At 64.9% G+C, this 14,884-nt stretch carries 14 protein-coding genes; 7 read left to right on the plus strand and 7 right to left on the minus strand.

Annotation, left to right across the window (positions count from 1 at the left end):
- Positions 1 to 66 precede the first annotated feature (66 nt).
- From LJY25_RS09520 to LJY25_RS09535, 4 genes are all read right to left on the minus strand, one after another.
- The gene (locus LJY25_RS09520) at positions 67 to 1,230 is read right to left on the minus strand and encodes a lysophospholipid acyltransferase family protein (protein ID WP_227608089.1); all 1,164 of its coding nucleotides are present in this window, start codon (positions 1,228 to 1,230) and stop codon (positions 67 to 69) included.
- A gap of 102 nt (positions 1,231 to 1,332) precedes the next feature.
- A complete protein-coding gene (locus LJY25_RS09525) occupies positions 1,333 to 2,613 on the minus strand; it encodes an aspartyl protease family protein (RefSeq protein WP_227608090.1) in 1,281 nt (426 codons plus the stop codon).
- A gap of 64 nt (positions 2,614 to 2,677) precedes the next feature.
- Positions 2,678 to 3,748, minus strand: coding sequence for an o-succinylbenzoate synthase (locus tag LJY25_RS09530; protein ID WP_227608091.1), 1,071 nt, complete (start codon positions 3,746 to 3,748; stop codon positions 2,678 to 2,680).
- A gap of 153 nt (positions 3,749 to 3,901) precedes the next feature.
- Complete coding sequence (locus LJY25_RS09535) at positions 3,902 to 4,162, minus strand: KGG domain-containing protein (protein WP_227608092.1); 261 nt, start codon at positions 4,160 to 4,162, stop codon at positions 3,902 to 3,904.
- A gap of 325 nt (positions 4,163 to 4,487) precedes the next feature.
- Here LJY25_RS09535 and egtB point away from each other — a divergent pair, with 325 nt between their 5' ends.
- From egtB to LJY25_RS09565, 6 genes are all read left to right on the plus strand, one after another.
- Positions 4,488 to 5,813 (plus strand): ergothioneine biosynthesis protein EgtB, encoded by a 1,326-nt coding sequence (gene egtB / locus LJY25_RS09540; RefSeq protein ID WP_227608093.1) that lies wholly within the window; start codon positions 4,488 to 4,490, stop codon positions 5,811 to 5,813.
- Positions 5,814 to 5,890: 77 nt separating this feature from the next.
- Complete coding sequence (egtD, locus tag LJY25_RS09545; protein ID WP_227608094.1) at positions 5,891 to 6,868, plus strand: L-histidine N(alpha)-methyltransferase; 978 nt, start codon at positions 5,891 to 5,893, stop codon at positions 6,866 to 6,868.
- A 21-nt stretch (positions 6,869 to 6,889) separates the two neighbouring features.
- A complete protein-coding gene (locus LJY25_RS09550) occupies positions 6,890 to 7,996 on the plus strand; it encodes a pyridoxal phosphate-dependent aminotransferase (protein WP_227608095.1) in 1,107 nt (368 codons plus the stop codon).
- A gap of 281 nt (positions 7,997 to 8,277) precedes the next feature.
- The gene (locus LJY25_RS09555; RefSeq protein WP_227608096.1) at positions 8,278 to 9,642 is read left to right on the plus strand and encodes an MATE family efflux transporter; all 1,365 of its coding nucleotides are present in this window, start codon (positions 8,278 to 8,280) and stop codon (positions 9,640 to 9,642) included.
- Positions 9,643 to 9,736: 94 nt separating this feature from the next.
- Positions 9,737 to 10,300, plus strand: coding sequence for a DUF922 domain-containing protein (locus LJY25_RS09560; RefSeq protein ID WP_227608097.1), 564 nt, complete (start codon positions 9,737 to 9,739; stop codon positions 10,298 to 10,300).
- Positions 10,301 to 10,352: 52 nt separating this feature from the next.
- Complete coding sequence (locus LJY25_RS09565) at positions 10,353 to 10,697, plus strand: tRNA-binding protein (RefSeq protein WP_227608098.1); 345 nt, start codon at positions 10,353 to 10,355, stop codon at positions 10,695 to 10,697.
- 213 nt (positions 10,698 to 10,910) lie between these two features.
- Here LJY25_RS09565 and LJY25_RS09570 read toward each other — a convergent pair whose 3' ends face one another.
- The 3 genes from LJY25_RS09570 to LJY25_RS09580 form a co-directional block, all read right to left on the minus strand.
- Positions 10,911 to 11,624, minus strand: coding sequence for a head GIN domain-containing protein (locus tag LJY25_RS09570; RefSeq protein ID WP_227608099.1), 714 nt, complete (start codon positions 11,622 to 11,624; stop codon positions 10,911 to 10,913).
- Positions 11,625 to 11,693: 69 nt separating this feature from the next.
- On the minus strand, positions 11,694 to 12,077 hold the full coding sequence (locus LJY25_RS09575) for a hypothetical protein (protein WP_227608100.1): 384 nt from the start codon (positions 12,075 to 12,077) through the stop codon (positions 11,694 to 11,696).
- A gap of 199 nt (positions 12,078 to 12,276) precedes the next feature.
- The gene (locus LJY25_RS09580; RefSeq protein ID WP_227608101.1) at positions 12,277 to 12,843 is read right to left on the minus strand and encodes a hypothetical protein; all 567 of its coding nucleotides are present in this window, start codon (positions 12,841 to 12,843) and stop codon (positions 12,277 to 12,279) included.
- A gap of 151 nt (positions 12,844 to 12,994) precedes the next feature.
- Here LJY25_RS09580 and LJY25_RS09585 point away from each other — a divergent pair, with 151 nt between their 5' ends.
- On the plus strand, positions 12,995 to 14,767 hold the full coding sequence (locus tag LJY25_RS09585; RefSeq protein WP_227608102.1) for a WG repeat-containing protein: 1,773 nt from the start codon (positions 12,995 to 12,997) through the stop codon (positions 14,765 to 14,767).
- Positions 14,768 to 14,884 lie beyond the last annotated feature (117 nt).

A 14,884-nucleotide genomic window follows, 5' to 3' on the forward strand; every position in this document is an offset into this window, starting at 1 on the left:
GTCCTGGGGACTTGGGTAAGGGATGATAGATACAGGTGATCAGTCAGGGTAATTCCTAATCCTTCATCAAACGCTCTTTTCTCCGATTCTATTCCCCTTATAGCCGCGGATGGCAATTGGAATCCAGCCTAGTACGGGAATAAAGAAGGTGAGGGTAAAGGGGTTGCGCCAAATCATGCGCAGCCAGGCCCCGGGGCTGGTCAGGTCCATGGTAAAGTCGCGGCGGCCCTCCTTCACGTACAGGCGCTCAAACTCGGTGAACATGGCCGGCCAGGCAAAGGGCAGGAAGAAGGGGAAGTAGCGTCGGTTTTCCCGGATGCGCTGCCACATCTGCGTCCACCGGTAAGGTTGCTGCCCGTGCTCTTTCACGGCGGCGTCCATCTCCGTCTGCATCCGGGCCCGCACCTGCTCCGAGAGGGCCTCGTAGTCGGCGCGGGTAAGCTCTTCGTAGGGCTTGTCGGTCAGCTCGTAGGGCCGGATCCGGGTGCCCATCACGAAGGTAAGGTTGGCCGGGTAGGCCATGTAGAAAAACCAGGGCTGCAGCAGCACCATCAGAATAATCGGTCCCAACGGCAGAAACGGAATCCCGATTTTCTTCATCTGCCTATTCAGCCAGGGCCAGCTGTAGGTGTAGGGGTTGAGGTACTCGCCGTTGATGGTGTAGTACGGCACGATGTCGGTGCGGTGCAGGATGCCCAGCCGGATAATGCTGGTGGCCAGGCGCTGCAGCTCGTACTTTTTGTTGAACCCCTTCCCGATGCCCGGCACGCCCTCGGGGTACAGCATCAGGTTGTGGTCGTTGTAGAACATCATGGTTTCGAAGTTCAGCGTGGTAGCATCCACGCAGCCGCACTTCTTCCAGAAGTCCCGCACCAGAAACGGGTTCATCAGCACCGACTGCGACAACATGGGTGCCGACAGTGGCCGGGGCAGGTCGTGGGGGCGGTCTACGGTGCGCATCAGGTGAGCCAGGGCTACCATGGCATCCCAGGGAAACGCCATGCCCGAGTGGTTGCTGGCAAAAATCAGGGGCCGGTCGGGGTTGTTGCGCTGCGGATAGTGCTCAAACCCCACCAGCTTCGACCGAAACCAGATCCGGTCGAGCATCTGCAGAATGTTGCGGTCCAGGGTCTGGGCAAACTCCTCGTCAAAATAGTCGGAGTAGATGTGCTGGTTGGCCTGAATGGCGGGCGTGGGAGTCGGCAGCGTGGGCGGGGAGGCCGTGGGCATTGGGCAGGACAACTGGTGAAACGGCAGCCAAAGCAGGCAGGGCTTCTAATGTAAGAATTTTACCGGGCCGGTTCCCGCGGCGGGGCGTCGGCAGCTGCCGGGCTAGATCTGGCGCTTCAGCTTAACGGTAGTCGTCCGCAGCTCCCCGTCGGCCCGCCGGACAATCAGCAGGAGCTGGCGGCCGTCGGCGGAGTGAAACAGCCGGCTGATCTGGGTCAGGTTCATGCCAGCCACCGGCTGCAGGTTTACCGACAGAATCTCATCATTGGTTTGCAGGCCGGCAGCCGAGGCGGGCGAGTTGGGGTGCACCTTCAGCACGATGTAGCGCCGAAAGTCGGGCCCGCTGGCCAGCAGCTCGAAGCCGCACATGTCGTGCTCGAACGGGTCGTGAAAAAGGGCATTCGGCCGGAGCAGCAGGCGGTTGTGGGGGTAGTCGATAACCAGGCGAAACCGCTTCAGCATCTCGAAGCCCACGTTGCCGTTGCGGTTGGCATCGGTGCGCAGCACCACGTTGCTGGAGTCGGGAAACGAGGTGAGCGGGGACGTCAGCCGGTACTGACCAAGCTGCAGCCCGCCGACCCGTCCCAGAAAGCCGTTGATGTTGCCGCTGAGCCCCCGCCCCAGCTGGGTGCGCAGGCGCTGGGCCGGCACTTTCAGCCGGGGGTCGGAATGCGTTTCGATGGACAGGGCGTGGCCGGCTCCGGTGTCCAGAATCAGCTTGAGCGGCAACGTCAGCGTATCCTGCAGCGTCACCGGAACCGTCATGTAGGCCTTGCTGCCTTCCAGCTCCAGCGGCACCCGGGTCCAGCGCCGGCCTTTGGGCTGGCGGTAGCGCTTGGGGTCGTGAAAGATCAGGGCCGGCTCCATCGGGTCGACCTCCACCACGAAGCTGCGGAACACGTCGAAGCCCAGGATGCCGTGAATTGTCATGCCCACGTAGCCCGACAGATTCAGCACGTCGTTTGACAGCACCAGGAAGGTAATGCTCGGGCCCACCACGCCGTTCATGGTTACCGCCACGCCGTCGGTGCGGTACGCCAGCAGGGGCTCGTCCTCGCCCAGGCCGGCCACCCGGAATTCCCCGCCAATCTTCAGGTTCAGGGTTTCGCGCAGCTTCGGGTCGGTAATCAGGGACGTCGCGACGCCGGTATCCAGCAGGAAGTTGTAGGGCCCCTGGCCGTTGAGGTACACGGGCACCACAATCAGGTTGCGCTGAAACTCGAAGGGCATCTTTACCCGCCGCGTCCCGTTGCGCTCAAACGTATAAGGCGACACCTGCGCGCCGGCCCCGCCGGCCAGCAGCAGCAGCGTGGCCACAGCTACCGCCAGCTTCCAGGCGGTACGGAATCGGGAGCAAGGTAAAAACGACCACCGCGTGGGCATAGAGGGGAAAAGCAGAGTGGGGGAAGGTAGCAAAAAAGCCGTAACCCGCCACCTGCCGGGCCTCTTAGCCAAGGTTCTCCCAGTGCCCCTGCGGGTCGTAGTGCAGCTCTCCTGCCCGGATGTGCAGGGGGGCCTCCACGTTGTTGTGGTAGAGCTGCCCGGTGCCCAGGCCCTGGGGCAACCCCGGCTGCACCCGCTCCCCCGCCAGCTGACTGATGGCGTTCAGCCCGACGTTGGATTCCAGCGCCGAGGTCAGCCACCAGCCGATGCCGCGGGCTTCTGCCTGGGTCACCCACTCCCGCGTGGCCTGGATGCCACCCACGAGCGTGGGCTTGAGAATGATATAAGCCGGGCGGACTTCGTTGAGCAGCGCGGCCTGCCGGGTCGGGTCGGTTACGCCAATCAGCTCTTCGTCGAGGGCAATGGGGATCGGGCTCTGCCGGCACAGGTCGGCCATTGCCGCCCACTGCCCGGCCCGGATAGGCTGCTCGATGGAGTGCAGGCCGAACGGGGCCAGCGCCTCCAGCCGGGCCATGGCCTCGTTTGCCGCAAAGGCACCGTTGGCATCCACCCGCAGAGTCAGCGTGGCGGGGTCGGCTACCGCCCGGATTTCGCGCAGCAGGAGCAGCTCGGTGGCAAAGTCGAGGCTGCCGATTTTAAGCTTGAGGCAGGAATAGCCCGCCGCCAGCTTTTTCTCGATCTGCTCCCGCATAAAGGCGGCGTCGCCCATCCACACCAGGCCGTTGATGGGAATGCCCGCCTCGCCCCGGCTGAAGGCGTTGTCCAGCAACTGGTGCTGCCCGCCCCGCTGAAAGTCGAGCCACGCTGTTTCGAGGGCAAAGCGCAGCGCCGGCCACTCGGGCTCTACCAGCGCCGACGCTTCGTCCCACGTCACGGCAGCGTACTGCTGCTCGTTAAACGCCGCGCACAGCCGCTGCACCCGTGCTTCGAAGCCTGGACCATACTCCGGGCTCAGGCCCGCCAGTGGGGCCGCCTCCCCGGTCCCGACAGGGCCTTGGGCGGTATCGTCGTGCAGGTGCAGGTAATAGGCGGTGTGCTCGGTCAGGGCCCCGCGGGAGGTGCGGGCCGGGAAGTTGAAGCGCAACACGCGCCGGGAGTGGCGAAGCTGAAGCATCGGGCGGTAGCAGGATAAGTGACCCGACAAATAACCGGAATTCCCGGGGCTGGTTGCCGGAAACGAAAAAGGTCTTTGCGCACTGCGCAAAGACCTTTCAAAACATACGGTGGAACAGGTCAGCGACCTGCCCCACCGCTACATCAGGAAAAACTATCGGGTGGCACCGCCCTGGTTGCTCCGTACGCGACTTGCCTGGCCCCCCTTACGGCCGGCAGCGCGTGCTTCCTCTGATGTAAATCGGTGACCACGGCCGCTTTCGTGCGACGCCTTACCGCCTTCGCTGGCAATACGGCGCTGCTCGGCCGGGTCCATGGCGGCAAAGCCCCGCAGGCTTTTTCCGGTCGTAGTAGTCCGGGCACTGGTGGTAGCGGCCGTCTTGGCTGCCCCGCGCTGAAGTGGTGAGTTGTTCATGGGAGTGTTTTTAGTTTGGAAAGGAATAGTTTGGTGGTGTCTGCTTCTGGTTCTTTGAACGGGAGTACCTGAGCTGAAGATGGGGCTTCTGACCACAAAAACGCCCTAAACCGGCCAAAATACCGCTTTGTACTGATGAGCTCTGCGTAGTTAAGCCGGACGTTGCGCGATTAATACCGCCCTTTTGCCGGGCTGCCCGCGAGCCGGTATCTTGCCGCCCCGGTCTCCGCATTTATCCCCGAAAAAGCCCCCGCACCCCCGGTTGCTGACGGCCCCGCCCGCCCAAAAAACCTGCTCTCTGGTTTAGAGGTTACCTTGCCGACCCATGACCACCGCCCGTATGTCCACCCCGCTTTCCAACGCCCCCACCCCGGCCCTCGACTTTGTCCAGCTGCTGTCCCGCTTCCGGGCCGTGCGGGAGCAAACCCAGTCCCTGTGCCGCCCCCTGCTGCCCGAAGACACCGTGGTGCAGCCCGTTATCGACGTGAGTCCGCCCAAGTGGCACCTGGCCCACACCACCTGGTTTTTCGAGACCTTCCTGCTGCGGGAGTTTCTGCCGGGCTACCAGCCGTTTCATCCCGACTACGCCTTCCTCTTCAACTCCTACTATAACTCCCTGGGCAGCCGGGTAAACCGCGCCGACCGCGGCACCCTGTCGCGCCCCGCCCTGGCCGATGTGTATGCCTACCGCGCCCACGTGGATGAGCAGATGGGCGTGCTGCTGGAACGGCTGGGCGGGCAGCCCAGGCAGCCGGCTTCGTTTGCGACGGTGTTTGAGCTGGGTTTGCAGCACGAGCAGCAGCACCAGGAGCTGCTGGCTACCGACATCAAGTATATCCTGAGCACCAGCCCCCTGCTACCGGCGTACCACCCCGCCGGCGAGCTGCCGCCTCCTTCGGGTTCGGTGCAGCCGCCCGCCTCGTGGCTGTCGGTGCCGGGCGGCGTGTACCGGATCGGCTTCCAGGAAGAAGGCTTCTGCTTTGACAATGAGCAGGGCGCCCACGACGTGTACGTGGCCGACTTTGCTCTGCAGAACCGCCTGGTTACCAACCGCGAGTATCTGAGCTTCGTGGAAGCGGGCGGCTACCAGGACTTCCGCTACTGGCTGGGCGAAGGCTGGGAGCTGGTGCAGAGTGCCGGCTGGGAGGCGCCCCTGTATTGGGTGAAGAAAGGCAAGTCGTGGTTCCGGTTTACCCACCACGGCCTACGCCCCCTCGACCTGGCCGCGCCGGTAACCCACGTCAGCTTTTACGAGGCGGATGCCTATGCCCACTGGGCGGGCTACCGCCTGCCTACCGAGCAGGAGTGGGAAATTGCCGCCCGCCACTTCGAGCCCACGGTTGAAGCCGGGGAGTTTATGGACTCGGGGCGGTTCGACCCCCAACCCCTGCCGGCCGACGCCTCGCCCGACGAGTGCCACCAGCTGCTGGGCCACGCCTGGGAGTGGACGTATTCGGCCTACCACCCCTACCCCGGCTACCAGCGGGCCGCCGGAGCCCTGGGCGAATACAACGGCAAGTTCATGCTCAACCAGATGGTTTTGCGCGGGGGCTCCTGCGCCACTCCGGCCAGCCATATCCGCCTCACCTACCGCAACTTCTTCCACCCCGACAAGCGGTGGCAGTTCACCGGCATCCGCCTGGCCCGGTAAAAGCTGGGATAAGGAACCTACTGAAGTATCCCTTATTCCACATCCGGTATCCCCATTCTTTGCTCCCCTTTCCTCCCATGAATCAAGCTGCTCCTATCACCAAAGCCACCTCCGACCTGGGCCGCCACGTGCTCGACGGCCTGGGCCGCACGCCCAAGCGCCTTTCGTCGATGTACTTCTACGACGACCGGGGCAGTGAGCTGTTTCAGCAGATCATGGCGTTGCCGGAGTACTATCCGACCCGTACCGAGTTTGCGCTGCTCACCACCCACCGGGCCGCCATTGGCGAAGCGCTGCGGCCCGCGACGGGGGAACCGTTCTTTCTGCTGGAGCTGGGCGCGGGCGACGGGCTGAAAACCAAGATCCTGCTCCGCTACCTGCTCGACAGCGGGGCCCGCTTCACCTACGTGCCGGTCGACATCTCCGCTGCCGCGCTGGAAGGCCTCACGGCCAGCCTGCGCGCCGAGCTTCCCGGCCTGCAGGTCGAGCCCGTGGTGGCCGACTACACCGCGGCCCTTGCGCTGATGGCGGCCCGGCCCGGCCGCAAGGCTGTGCTGTTTCTGGGGTCCAACATCGGCAACTTCCTGCCGCCCGACCGCCTGGCGTTCCTGCGCCAGCTTACTGGGCCCCTCACGGCCGACGACCGGCTGCTGATCGGCTTCGACCTGCAGAAGAACCCCCGCGTCATCCGGGCTGCTTACGACGATGCCGCGGGCGTGACGGCGGCCTTTAACCTGAACCTGCTGGCCCGCCTCAACCAGGAGCTGGGCGCCGACTTCGACCTGGACCAGTGGCAACACTACACCGACTACGACCCGCTGAGCGGGGCCGTGCGCTCCTTTGTGGTCAGCGCCCGGGCCCAGACGGTGCGGTTTGCAGCCCTGGACCTGAGCGTGGACTTCGCGGCCTGGGAGGTTATTCACACCGAAAACTCCTACAAGTTCACCGGGCCCGGCATTGCTGACCTGGCCGCCGAGGCCGGCCTGCGGGTCGAGCACTTCTTTACCGACGAGCAGGCGTATTTTGCCGATGTGGTCTTAGCTCCTCTTGCGTAGGCGCCTGCCGTTTCTGCTGCCATGTCACTATCCCCTATCAGCCTGGCCTCGGGCTATGTTCCCTTCCCGGCCCCGGCCGTTGCCACCGAGGCGGCCGTAGCGGCCGTGCAGGCTGGCCCGCTGCCGGTACTGCCCGCGGCGGGTCTGCCGGCCCTGCGCGAGGCCCTGGCCGGCCGCTTCCGGCAGCAGGGCGCCACGGTGGAAGCCGGACAGGTGATCGTGACGCCCGGCGCCAAGCCCGCGCTGTACGCCCTGCTGCTGGCGGTGCTCCAACCCGGCGACGAAGTGCTGCTGCTCACGCCCAACTGGTTTGGCTTTGCCGAGCTGGTGGCCCGGGCCGGCGGCACGCTCCGCAGCTTGCCGCTGTCGGCGGCGGATGGGTACGCCCTGCACCCGGAGGCTATTGCCACCGCCCTCACGCCCCGGACCCGGCTTTTGCTGTACTCCAACCCCAACAACCCCACCGGCCGCCTGTACACGCGCGCCGAGCTGGATGGCCTGGTTGCCGTGACCCGGCAGCACCCTGGCCTGCTGGTGCTGGCCGATGAGATTTACGACCTGATGGTGTTTAGCGACGAGCGGGTGCCGTCTCTGCTGGAGTGGCCCGATCCGCACGGTCAGCACCTGGTGGTGAACGGCTTTTCCAAGTCCCTGGGGCTGGTGGGCTGGGGAATCGGGTACCTGATAGCCCCGCCGGAGCTGGCCCGGGCCTGCGCGGCCTGGCAGCACGCGACGGGCTCCGCCGTGCCGGCACCTATCCAGCAGGCAGCTCTGGCGGCTACGCTGGCGGCTCCGGCCGTGGCCGGTGAAATCCTGGAGCGGCTAGCGGAAACCCGGGAGCTGATGCTGCAGGAGCTAAACTCGATTCCCGGGGTCCGCTACGTGCTGCCTACGGGCACCTACTACGTCTTTGCCGACCTGACCGCCTACCTTTCCCCCAACCCTGCCCCGGCAGATGCGGCGGCCCTGGTCGGGCGGCTGCGCGAGGGCGGCGTGGAGGTTGTGGACGGCAGCGGCTGCGACGCGCCCGGGTTTGTACGCCTCTCCTACGCCGTGCCGGCCGCTGACCTGCGGGAAGCGCTGGGGCGGCTCCGGGCAACCCTGACCGGGTCGGCGGCCCGCCCGTAGCGGTAGGCCGCGCCTCCGGCTTCGGGCTGCTTTTCCGGCAGTGCCGGGCGGCGCGTCCGCGGCAGTTCGACTTGTACTTTTTCAGTCAGCCCAGAAGTGAAGATGGCTTCAAGGTCCAGACCAGGTGGGTGACAGGCCGGGTCATGAAGTTGGACAAAGCCGGGAAAAACCGACGGGCTAGGCCGGCTATCAAGTCCCGGCCGGGGTAGCGGCTAATTTGCTGTTTTCGCTTACCGGGGCTGGTCCGCGTCGTACCTTTGCGGGCCCGATTTCTGCCGACCATGCCGCTGACTGCCATTCGCCCCCACATTCGCCCTACCCTGCTGCTGGCTTACCCGGTGGTGCTCAGTCAGCTGGGCCACATTCTGGTGAGCGTGGTCGACAGCGTGGTGGTAGGCCAGACCGGTAAGGTGCCCCTGGCGGCGGTGTCGCTGAGCGTGAGCGTGGGCACGGTGGTGATGGTGCTGGGCCTGGGCCTGACGATGGGCATAACACCCCTGGTAGCCGCCGCCGACGGCAAGCGCGACGTGAATGCACTGGGGGACCTGCTCGTGGGCGGGGTGCAGCTGAGCGTGCTGGCGGGGTTGCTGCTCGCCGGACTGGGCTTTGCCATTGCCCCGCTGCTGCACCTGCTCGACCAGCCCGCCGAAGTGGTGGCGCTGGCCCGCCCCTGGGTGCGGGTACTGTTTATGTCGATGCTGCCGCTGATGGTTTTTCAGGGCTTCAAGCAGTTTGCCGAAGGCCTGGGCCTGACCCGCCAGGCTATGTACCTGTCCATCCTGGCCAACGTGCTGAACGCCGTGCTGTGCTACGCGCTGGTATTCGGCAACTGGGGCGCCCCCCGCATGGGGATGATCGGGGCAGCCTGGGCCACGCTGTTCTCCCGGGTGCTGATGGCGGCGCTGATGGCGACCTACGTGCTGCGCGCGCCCCGGCTGCAGCCCTACCGCGAAGCCGCCGGTCACTGGCTGGAGCTGCACGGCCCGAGTCTGCGCCGCCTGGTGGGCCTGGGTGCACCCATCGGCGTGCAAATGATGTTTGAGATGGGCGCCTTCAGCTTTTCGGCCATCATGATCGGCTGGCTGGGCACTACGTCCCTGGCGGCCCACCAGATTGCTATCAACGTGGCCTCCATCACCTACATGGCCGCCAGCGGCATCGGGGCGGCGGCCACCATCCGGGTGGGCCGGCTGCGGGGCCTGGGCGACCCGGAAGGCGCCCGGCAGGCCGGCTTCACTTCCTACCTGCTCATCTTCCTGCTGATGAGCGGGGCCGGGCTGGTGCTCGTTGCCGCCCGGCAGTACATTCCGCTGTTCTACAACCACGACCCCGCGGTGGTAGCCCAGGCAGCCACGCTGCTGCTGATTGCGGCGCTGTTCCAGGTGTCGGACGGGCTGCAGGTGGTGGGGCTGGGCGCGCTGCGGGGCCTGGAAGACGTGAAGATACCGTCGGTGGTGGCGCTGCTGGCGTACTGGGCCGTGGGCCTGCCCTTCGGCTACTTTCTGGCGTTTCCCCTGCGCATGGGCGCTACGGGGGTATGGATGGGCTTGCTGACGGGCCTGACGCTGGTTGCCCTGGCGCTGCTGTGGCGCTTCCGCCAGCACAGCCGGGTGGCAGTGAACGAACCAGCAGTGGTCCGGCGTTAGGCTGGCAATAAGCTGAGCCACATCCGCCGCCGATTTGCCCGCGGATACTTAGCTTTAGATCCTGTTCACCTCGCATTCCAACGGGCCTGCGCCGATGCTTTTCTCTTTCCTGCTCCCGCTTACCTTTCTGCTTACGGCCCCCGCTCAGGGCCCGGCCAAAGCGCCGGCCCCGGTGAAAGCCACCATCGGCTGGCTGCCGGACCGCCCCCTGACCTGGGCCGACTTCCAGGCCAGGCCGCATGCCTCCGAGCAGCTGGCGGCGCTGACGTCCTCTACCCTCGACGTGCAGGTGGGCTGCACCGACTTCGAGTTTCACGCCACGGTGTCGGCCGTGTTCGTGCCGTCGGAATCGTGGGTGCGGGACGTGAAACGGGCGTCCCCGGCTTTGCTGCGCCACGAGCAGCTGCACTTCGACCTGACGGAGCTGCACGCCCGGCTGCTGCGCCAGAAGCTGAGCCTGACCAAGATGAACTGCATGAAGCTGCAGCCGGCCCTGAACAACATGACCAACCTGGCGTTTGCGGCCTGGAAGCGGGAAGAGTCCCGCTACGACGGCGAAACCAACCACGGTTTGAACACCGCCAAGCAGGAGTTCTGGGAAGCCCAGGTCAAGCAGCGCCTTGCGCTGCTCAACCAGTTTGCCCAGGCTCCGAAGTAACCTCGTCTGGACCGGCCGAACAACCCGCACTGCCCTTCCTGCCCGCACATCCATGGCTGAACCGCTGATTTCCTGGGCTGACTTTATGCGCGTAGACCTGCGCGTGGGTACCATTGTGGAGGCGCGGGTGTTTCCGGCGGCCCGCAAGCCGGCCTATCAGCTGCTCATCGACCTGGGTCCGGAAATCGGGCTGAAAAAGTCGAGCGCCCAGATTACCCGGCACTACCAGCCCGACGAGCTGCCCGGCCGGCAGGTGCTGTGCGTGGTAAACTTCCCGGTCAAGCAGATCGGGCCATTTCTCTCGGAAGTGCTGGTGACCGGGGTGCCCGACGAAAACGGCGACATCGTGCTGACGGCCGTGGCCGCGCCGGTGCCCAACGGCAGCCGTCTGGCCTGAGGGGCTTAGAACACCGCAGTGATACGCCGGCCAAAAGCACAGCTGAAACCTGGGTTGACTTTCCGCCTGCAGCTGCGCACAACGGGTCCGCCCTCATAATGACGGCCGCGAACCTGGACCACCAGCCCGGAAGCAAAGCGAGCGGAACAGAAGTCCCGCTCATTTAAGACAATCAATACCGCACTTTTACCCAAAGTGCCGCATCAGGCCGTTCTAATTGCTGTCAATCACTCGTCCCGAGCCTGGCGTTGTAGCGGTAATAACCGGCCGCCCCTTGTAGCGCACGTTGCCACTTCCCGGCACCCTGGCCATTAGCGCCGACGTGGCCCACACTTCCGCCGATCCTGATCCCGATACCGTGACGTCCGCGTTGGTGCTGCTTAAGCCAAAGCCCCCATATAAACCCGAGCCCGTCATACGCACGGTCTGGTTAACCGTGGCACCCGCCAGCTGCACGGGCCCCGAGCCCTTCACCTCAACGTTCACAGACGTGGCCTTCAGCCCCAGGATGATGCTGCCCGAGCCGGTGTTTTCGATGAGGACATCCGAGAATGTAAACGGATTTATGCCCCGCACCGTGCCCGGCCCAGTCAGCACCAGCCGCCGCAGCCGGGGCATGGTTACCTCGATCGTCATTCGGTCTTGGTTGGGCACGTCGCCGTCAAATTCCACGGTCCAGGTGCCGTTGTCCACGCCGGTGCGCAGCTGCCGCGCCACGTCGGCATTGCCGCCGCGCAATTCCACCTTTTGCGTGGGCCCCTCGGTCAGTACCACCGTCGAGCCGGCCTTCACGTCCAGGCCCTCGAAGCTGGCCACGTTCAGTTCCTGGTTAACCGGGTCCACATCGTCTTTGCGGCAGCCGCTGAACAGCACCAGGACCGAGAAAAACAGGCCCGTCAGCCGCAGGGAGAAAAGTTGCTTTTTCATTGTCAGAAGTGGGTTGAAGAGAAAGGTACGAAAGGCTGACTCAGCCCTCTCCGGCACCACCGGCGCGACTTAGTCCCGCTTATACTCTTTGTCCCGGTCGCCGCGGTGCTCCTCAGCATTGCGAAGCCGCTCCCGCTCAGCCCGGTGCAACTCGCGTTCGGCCTCGTAGCGTATTCTTTCCCGGTCGTCGTTTCCGGAGTAGGGCCGGTCCTCGGGGTCTACGCTGGCACCTTTTTCTACGGCCTCGGCGTGGTCCTCCAGCGCATTGGCGCGCGCCTCGGCATCGGCACGCACTTCTTTAGCCACGGCCCGGGCCCGCTTGGCATCAGCTTCGGCCTGGGCTTCGCGGGCTTCTTCGATGGCGGCGTCGGCTTCACGCCGCTTTTGGTCTTCTTGGCTGCAACTACTCAGCAGCACAGCTGCCGACAGGAGGGAGAGAACAGTGTATTTCATTGGATGCAAGAAAATCACGCCCAGAAGGCGTGGGGTGTAAGTAGGGCGTGTACGGCCTGGGCCCGGTACGTGTTAGCCCGACCGTAGCGTAGAGCCGAAGGCGCTAGCCAAGGAGCCCAGGCACGAGACGACCAAAAACTAAAACGCCCGACCACTCCAGGAGTCGTCGGGCGGTGTTGAACGCAGGGCTTACTACGCGTTAGCGCCGGGGAAAGAGAATGTCGAGGATGTCGCGGCCCACGGTGCCGGGGCGGCGACGGTCTTCTTCGCGCCAGTCATACTCGGCGTCGTACGCCCGGTCGCCGTGCAGGATGAACGCGCCGGGCTCTAGGCGGACGCCCGCCAGGTTATTGCAGCTGGTAGGCGGCGGCTGGTGGCCGGGCGGACGGTTGGGGTACCATATCCGGCACTCACCGGGCGGCGGGTAGTGACCTTTGGGTACGCCCGCTAACTGCCGGGGACCTGCCGTGCCGGCCCGGGGCAGAACTACCCGTCCCAGAATGCCACCCGCCGCGCCCGTGCTCCGGCCATCGTAACGACCATCTCTGCCGTCTTTGCCCTCTTTGTACCGCTCGTCACGGTCTTTGTCGTACTCCTTCCTGTCTTTTTCGGCCTCTTTCCTACGGTCCTTGTCGTAGTCTTTATCCTTGTCCTTGTATTCCTTCTTGTATTTGTCTTTGTCCTTTCCTTTGCCATTGTCTTGGGCCGAAGCCGCCGAGGCTGAAAGCAGCAAACCAGCAGCGAGCAGGTAATGAGCGAGTTTCATAGGGAGTGAGAAGAGATGAGGTAATGCGACGCTAACGTCCCGGCCTGGTCAAAGTTCGGGCCACAACCATCCCACGGTCGCCGACCCTCAACCCCTCTCGGCATGCATGCTTCCTTTTTCGTAGCCTGCAAAGTCAGTTCCTTTGCCCGCCATGCTGCACGATTTCCTTTACACGCCCTTCGCCGACCCGGCCACCGCCCGGCTCTATGACCGACTGGTGGCCACGCTACGCGAAGACTCTGGCGCCGGCCCGACACTGCTACTCGGCCATTTTGCTGTGGAAGCCGGCGGCGAGCCGCTGGACGCCGTCGTTATCCGTCCACACAGTATCACGGTGCTGGTACTGGTGCCCCACGGCGGCCCGCTCCAGATGCCCGCCCTAGACGACGGCAATTGGCTCCTCGACGGACATACCCTGTCCGGCTCCAGCGCCGAAGCCGACAATCCCTACGCGCAGTTCCAACGCCAAAAAGCCGCGCTGGCCACCTGGCTTCAGCCCCAGTTTGGTCCCGACCAAGCCAACCTGCACTTCATTTCCGGCCTGGTGGTGTTTGGTGCGCCCGTCACTTTTGCTCCCGAAGTTGAGGCACGCCTAAGCCAGCTGCCCGACGGCAGCTTTCAGCTGTTGGCCAATGCCGACCAGCTACCCCGCCGCCTCGCCCGGCTTGCCCGCCCCGAGATTGATATCCCGCAGGCCGACCTCACCGAATGGGCCCACAGCTTGGCGGCGGACGACATGCAACCCGTACCGGCTGCACCTTCCCCTGCTTTCCCCAGCGAGCCGGAGCCCGTTCCCGCGCCCGGTTTCCTTCGTCGCGCCTGGAGCTGGCTCGGAGCTGACGATATCCCGGCCGACACGCCCTATGGCCACCCCGCTGCCCAGGCCGCCGCCAGCACCGCCGAAATGCAGCGCCTTGAACAGCTGCAGCGCGACGCCCAAGTCAAGTTGCAGCAGCAGCTCCAGGCCCTCGAGGCCCGCGAAGCCGAGCGTGAACGGCGCATGGAGGAGCTGCGCGCCGAGCTGGCCCAGGCCCCGCCCGTCGCCTCCGAGGCCCAGGTCTTGCGCGACCGACTCGCTGCCGAAAGCCAGGAAAAAGCCGCGCTGGAGGCCGCCATTCAAGCCTCACGGGCCGAGTCCGACCGCCACAACCGCGACCTCGACGCCAAGATTCGGCAGCTTGGTCAGCTTGTGGAGCAACTAAACAACCGTGCCGCCGGTCCGACTACCGCAACCGGCAACCAGCGCCGCCGGGGTCGCCTGCCGCGGGCCGCTGCTGTGGTTGGAGCTGCCGCCTTGTTGGGGGCGGGAGCATGGGGCGTCGGCCACCTGGGCCGCACCTCGTCTACTCCTACCCCGGTCGGGGAAGCGCACGAGCCTACAGAGTCGAACCGAACTGCTGAATCGAGCCCAAACCCAGCGGCCGGGGTCCGTCAGCCTTCCCCTCCGGCAGCTGGTGCAAGCCCCGCTGGTCAGCCTCAGACTGAGCCTGCTGCTGTGGACCCCTATGAGGTGCGCTTCCCTCCCGCAGGCGGCTTCACCCGGGTAAAGAAAAACGGGGCCTACACCTTCCTGGACCAGGATGGCCAGCCCTTCTCTCGCACCTTTCTCGAAGCCCGGGACTTTTCCGAAGGCCACGCCGCCGTGCGCGACCAACGTGGCTGGCAGTACATCTCCGGCCCCGAACCGGAGGACCCGGACACTCCGCCATTCTTGTTCCACGAAGCATATTCCTTTCGCGAGGGCCTAGCCCGCGTGCGCCTGGATCCAGGCTACACTTACATCACCAAGCGAAACCTGGCCGGACAAGGCCCCTCCGTATTTCAGCTGTACGAGGCCGCCACAGATTTTGAGGACGGCCGGGCCCAGGTCACCCTGCAGCGCCGCCGCTTCACAATCGACACGAACGGCCAGCCAGTAGACTAGCCTACCGTGACCTCCGAACCTACCATATGGCTAAACGAGCTGTATGACGTCAACTAAGAGTATTCGTTCTGCCTGATTCTTTTTTGCCGCTACAACGGACTAGGCGATCTAGCGAAC

The sequence above is a fragment of the Hymenobacter translucens genome (assembly GCF_020685205.1).
GTDB lineage: Bacteria > Bacteroidota > Bacteroidia > Cytophagales > Hymenobacteraceae > Hymenobacter > Hymenobacter translucens.

Excerpts from the sequence above, each read along its gene's own strand:
- egtB (WP_227608093.1), top strand. The coding sequence starts at position 4,488 with ATGACCACCGCCCGTATGTCCACCCCGCTTTCCAACGCCCCCACCCCG.
- LJY25_RS09585 (WP_227608102.1), top strand. The coding sequence starts at position 12,995 with ATGCTGCACGATTTCCTTTACACGCCCTTCGCCGACCCGGCCACCGCC.
- egtD (WP_227608094.1), top strand. The coding sequence starts at position 5,891 with ATGAATCAAGCTGCTCCTATCACCAAAGCCACCTCCGACCTGGGCCGC.
- LJY25_RS09555 (WP_227608096.1), top strand. The coding sequence starts at position 8,278 with ATGCCGCTGACTGCCATTCGCCCCCACATTCGCCCTACCCTGCTGCTG.
- LJY25_RS09560 (WP_227608097.1), top strand. The coding sequence starts at position 9,737 with ATGCTTTTCTCTTTCCTGCTCCCGCTTACCTTTCTGCTTACGGCCCCC.
- LJY25_RS09550 (WP_227608095.1), top strand. The coding sequence starts at position 6,890 with ATGTCACTATCCCCTATCAGCCTGGCCTCGGGCTATGTTCCCTTCCCG.
- LJY25_RS09535 (WP_227608092.1), bottom strand. The coding sequence starts at position 4,162 with ATGAACAACTCACCACTTCAGCGCGGGGCAGCCAAGACGGCCGCTACC.
- LJY25_RS09520 (WP_227608089.1), bottom strand. The coding sequence starts at position 1,230 with ATGCCCACGGCCTCCCCGCCCACGCTGCCGACTCCCACGCCCGCCATT.
- LJY25_RS09530 (WP_227608091.1), bottom strand. The coding sequence starts at position 3,748 with ATGCTTCAGCTTCGCCACTCCCGGCGCGTGTTGCGCTTCAACTTCCCG.
- LJY25_RS09580 (WP_227608101.1), bottom strand. The coding sequence starts at position 12,843 with ATGAAACTCGCTCATTACCTGCTCGCTGCTGGTTTGCTGCTTTCAGCC.
- LJY25_RS09570 (WP_227608099.1), bottom strand. The coding sequence starts at position 11,624 with ATGAAAAAGCAACTTTTCTCCCTGCGGCTGACGGGCCTGTTTTTCTCG.
- LJY25_RS09575 (WP_227608100.1), bottom strand. The coding sequence starts at position 12,077 with ATGAAATACACTGTTCTCTCCCTCCTGTCGGCAGCTGTGCTGCTGAGT.
- LJY25_RS09525 (WP_227608090.1), bottom strand. The coding sequence starts at position 2,613 with ATGCCCACGCGGTGGTCGTTTTTACCTTGCTCCCGATTCCGTACCGCC.
- LJY25_RS09565 (WP_227608098.1), top strand. The coding sequence starts at position 10,353 with ATGGCTGAACCGCTGATTTCCTGGGCTGACTTTATGCGCGTAGACCTG.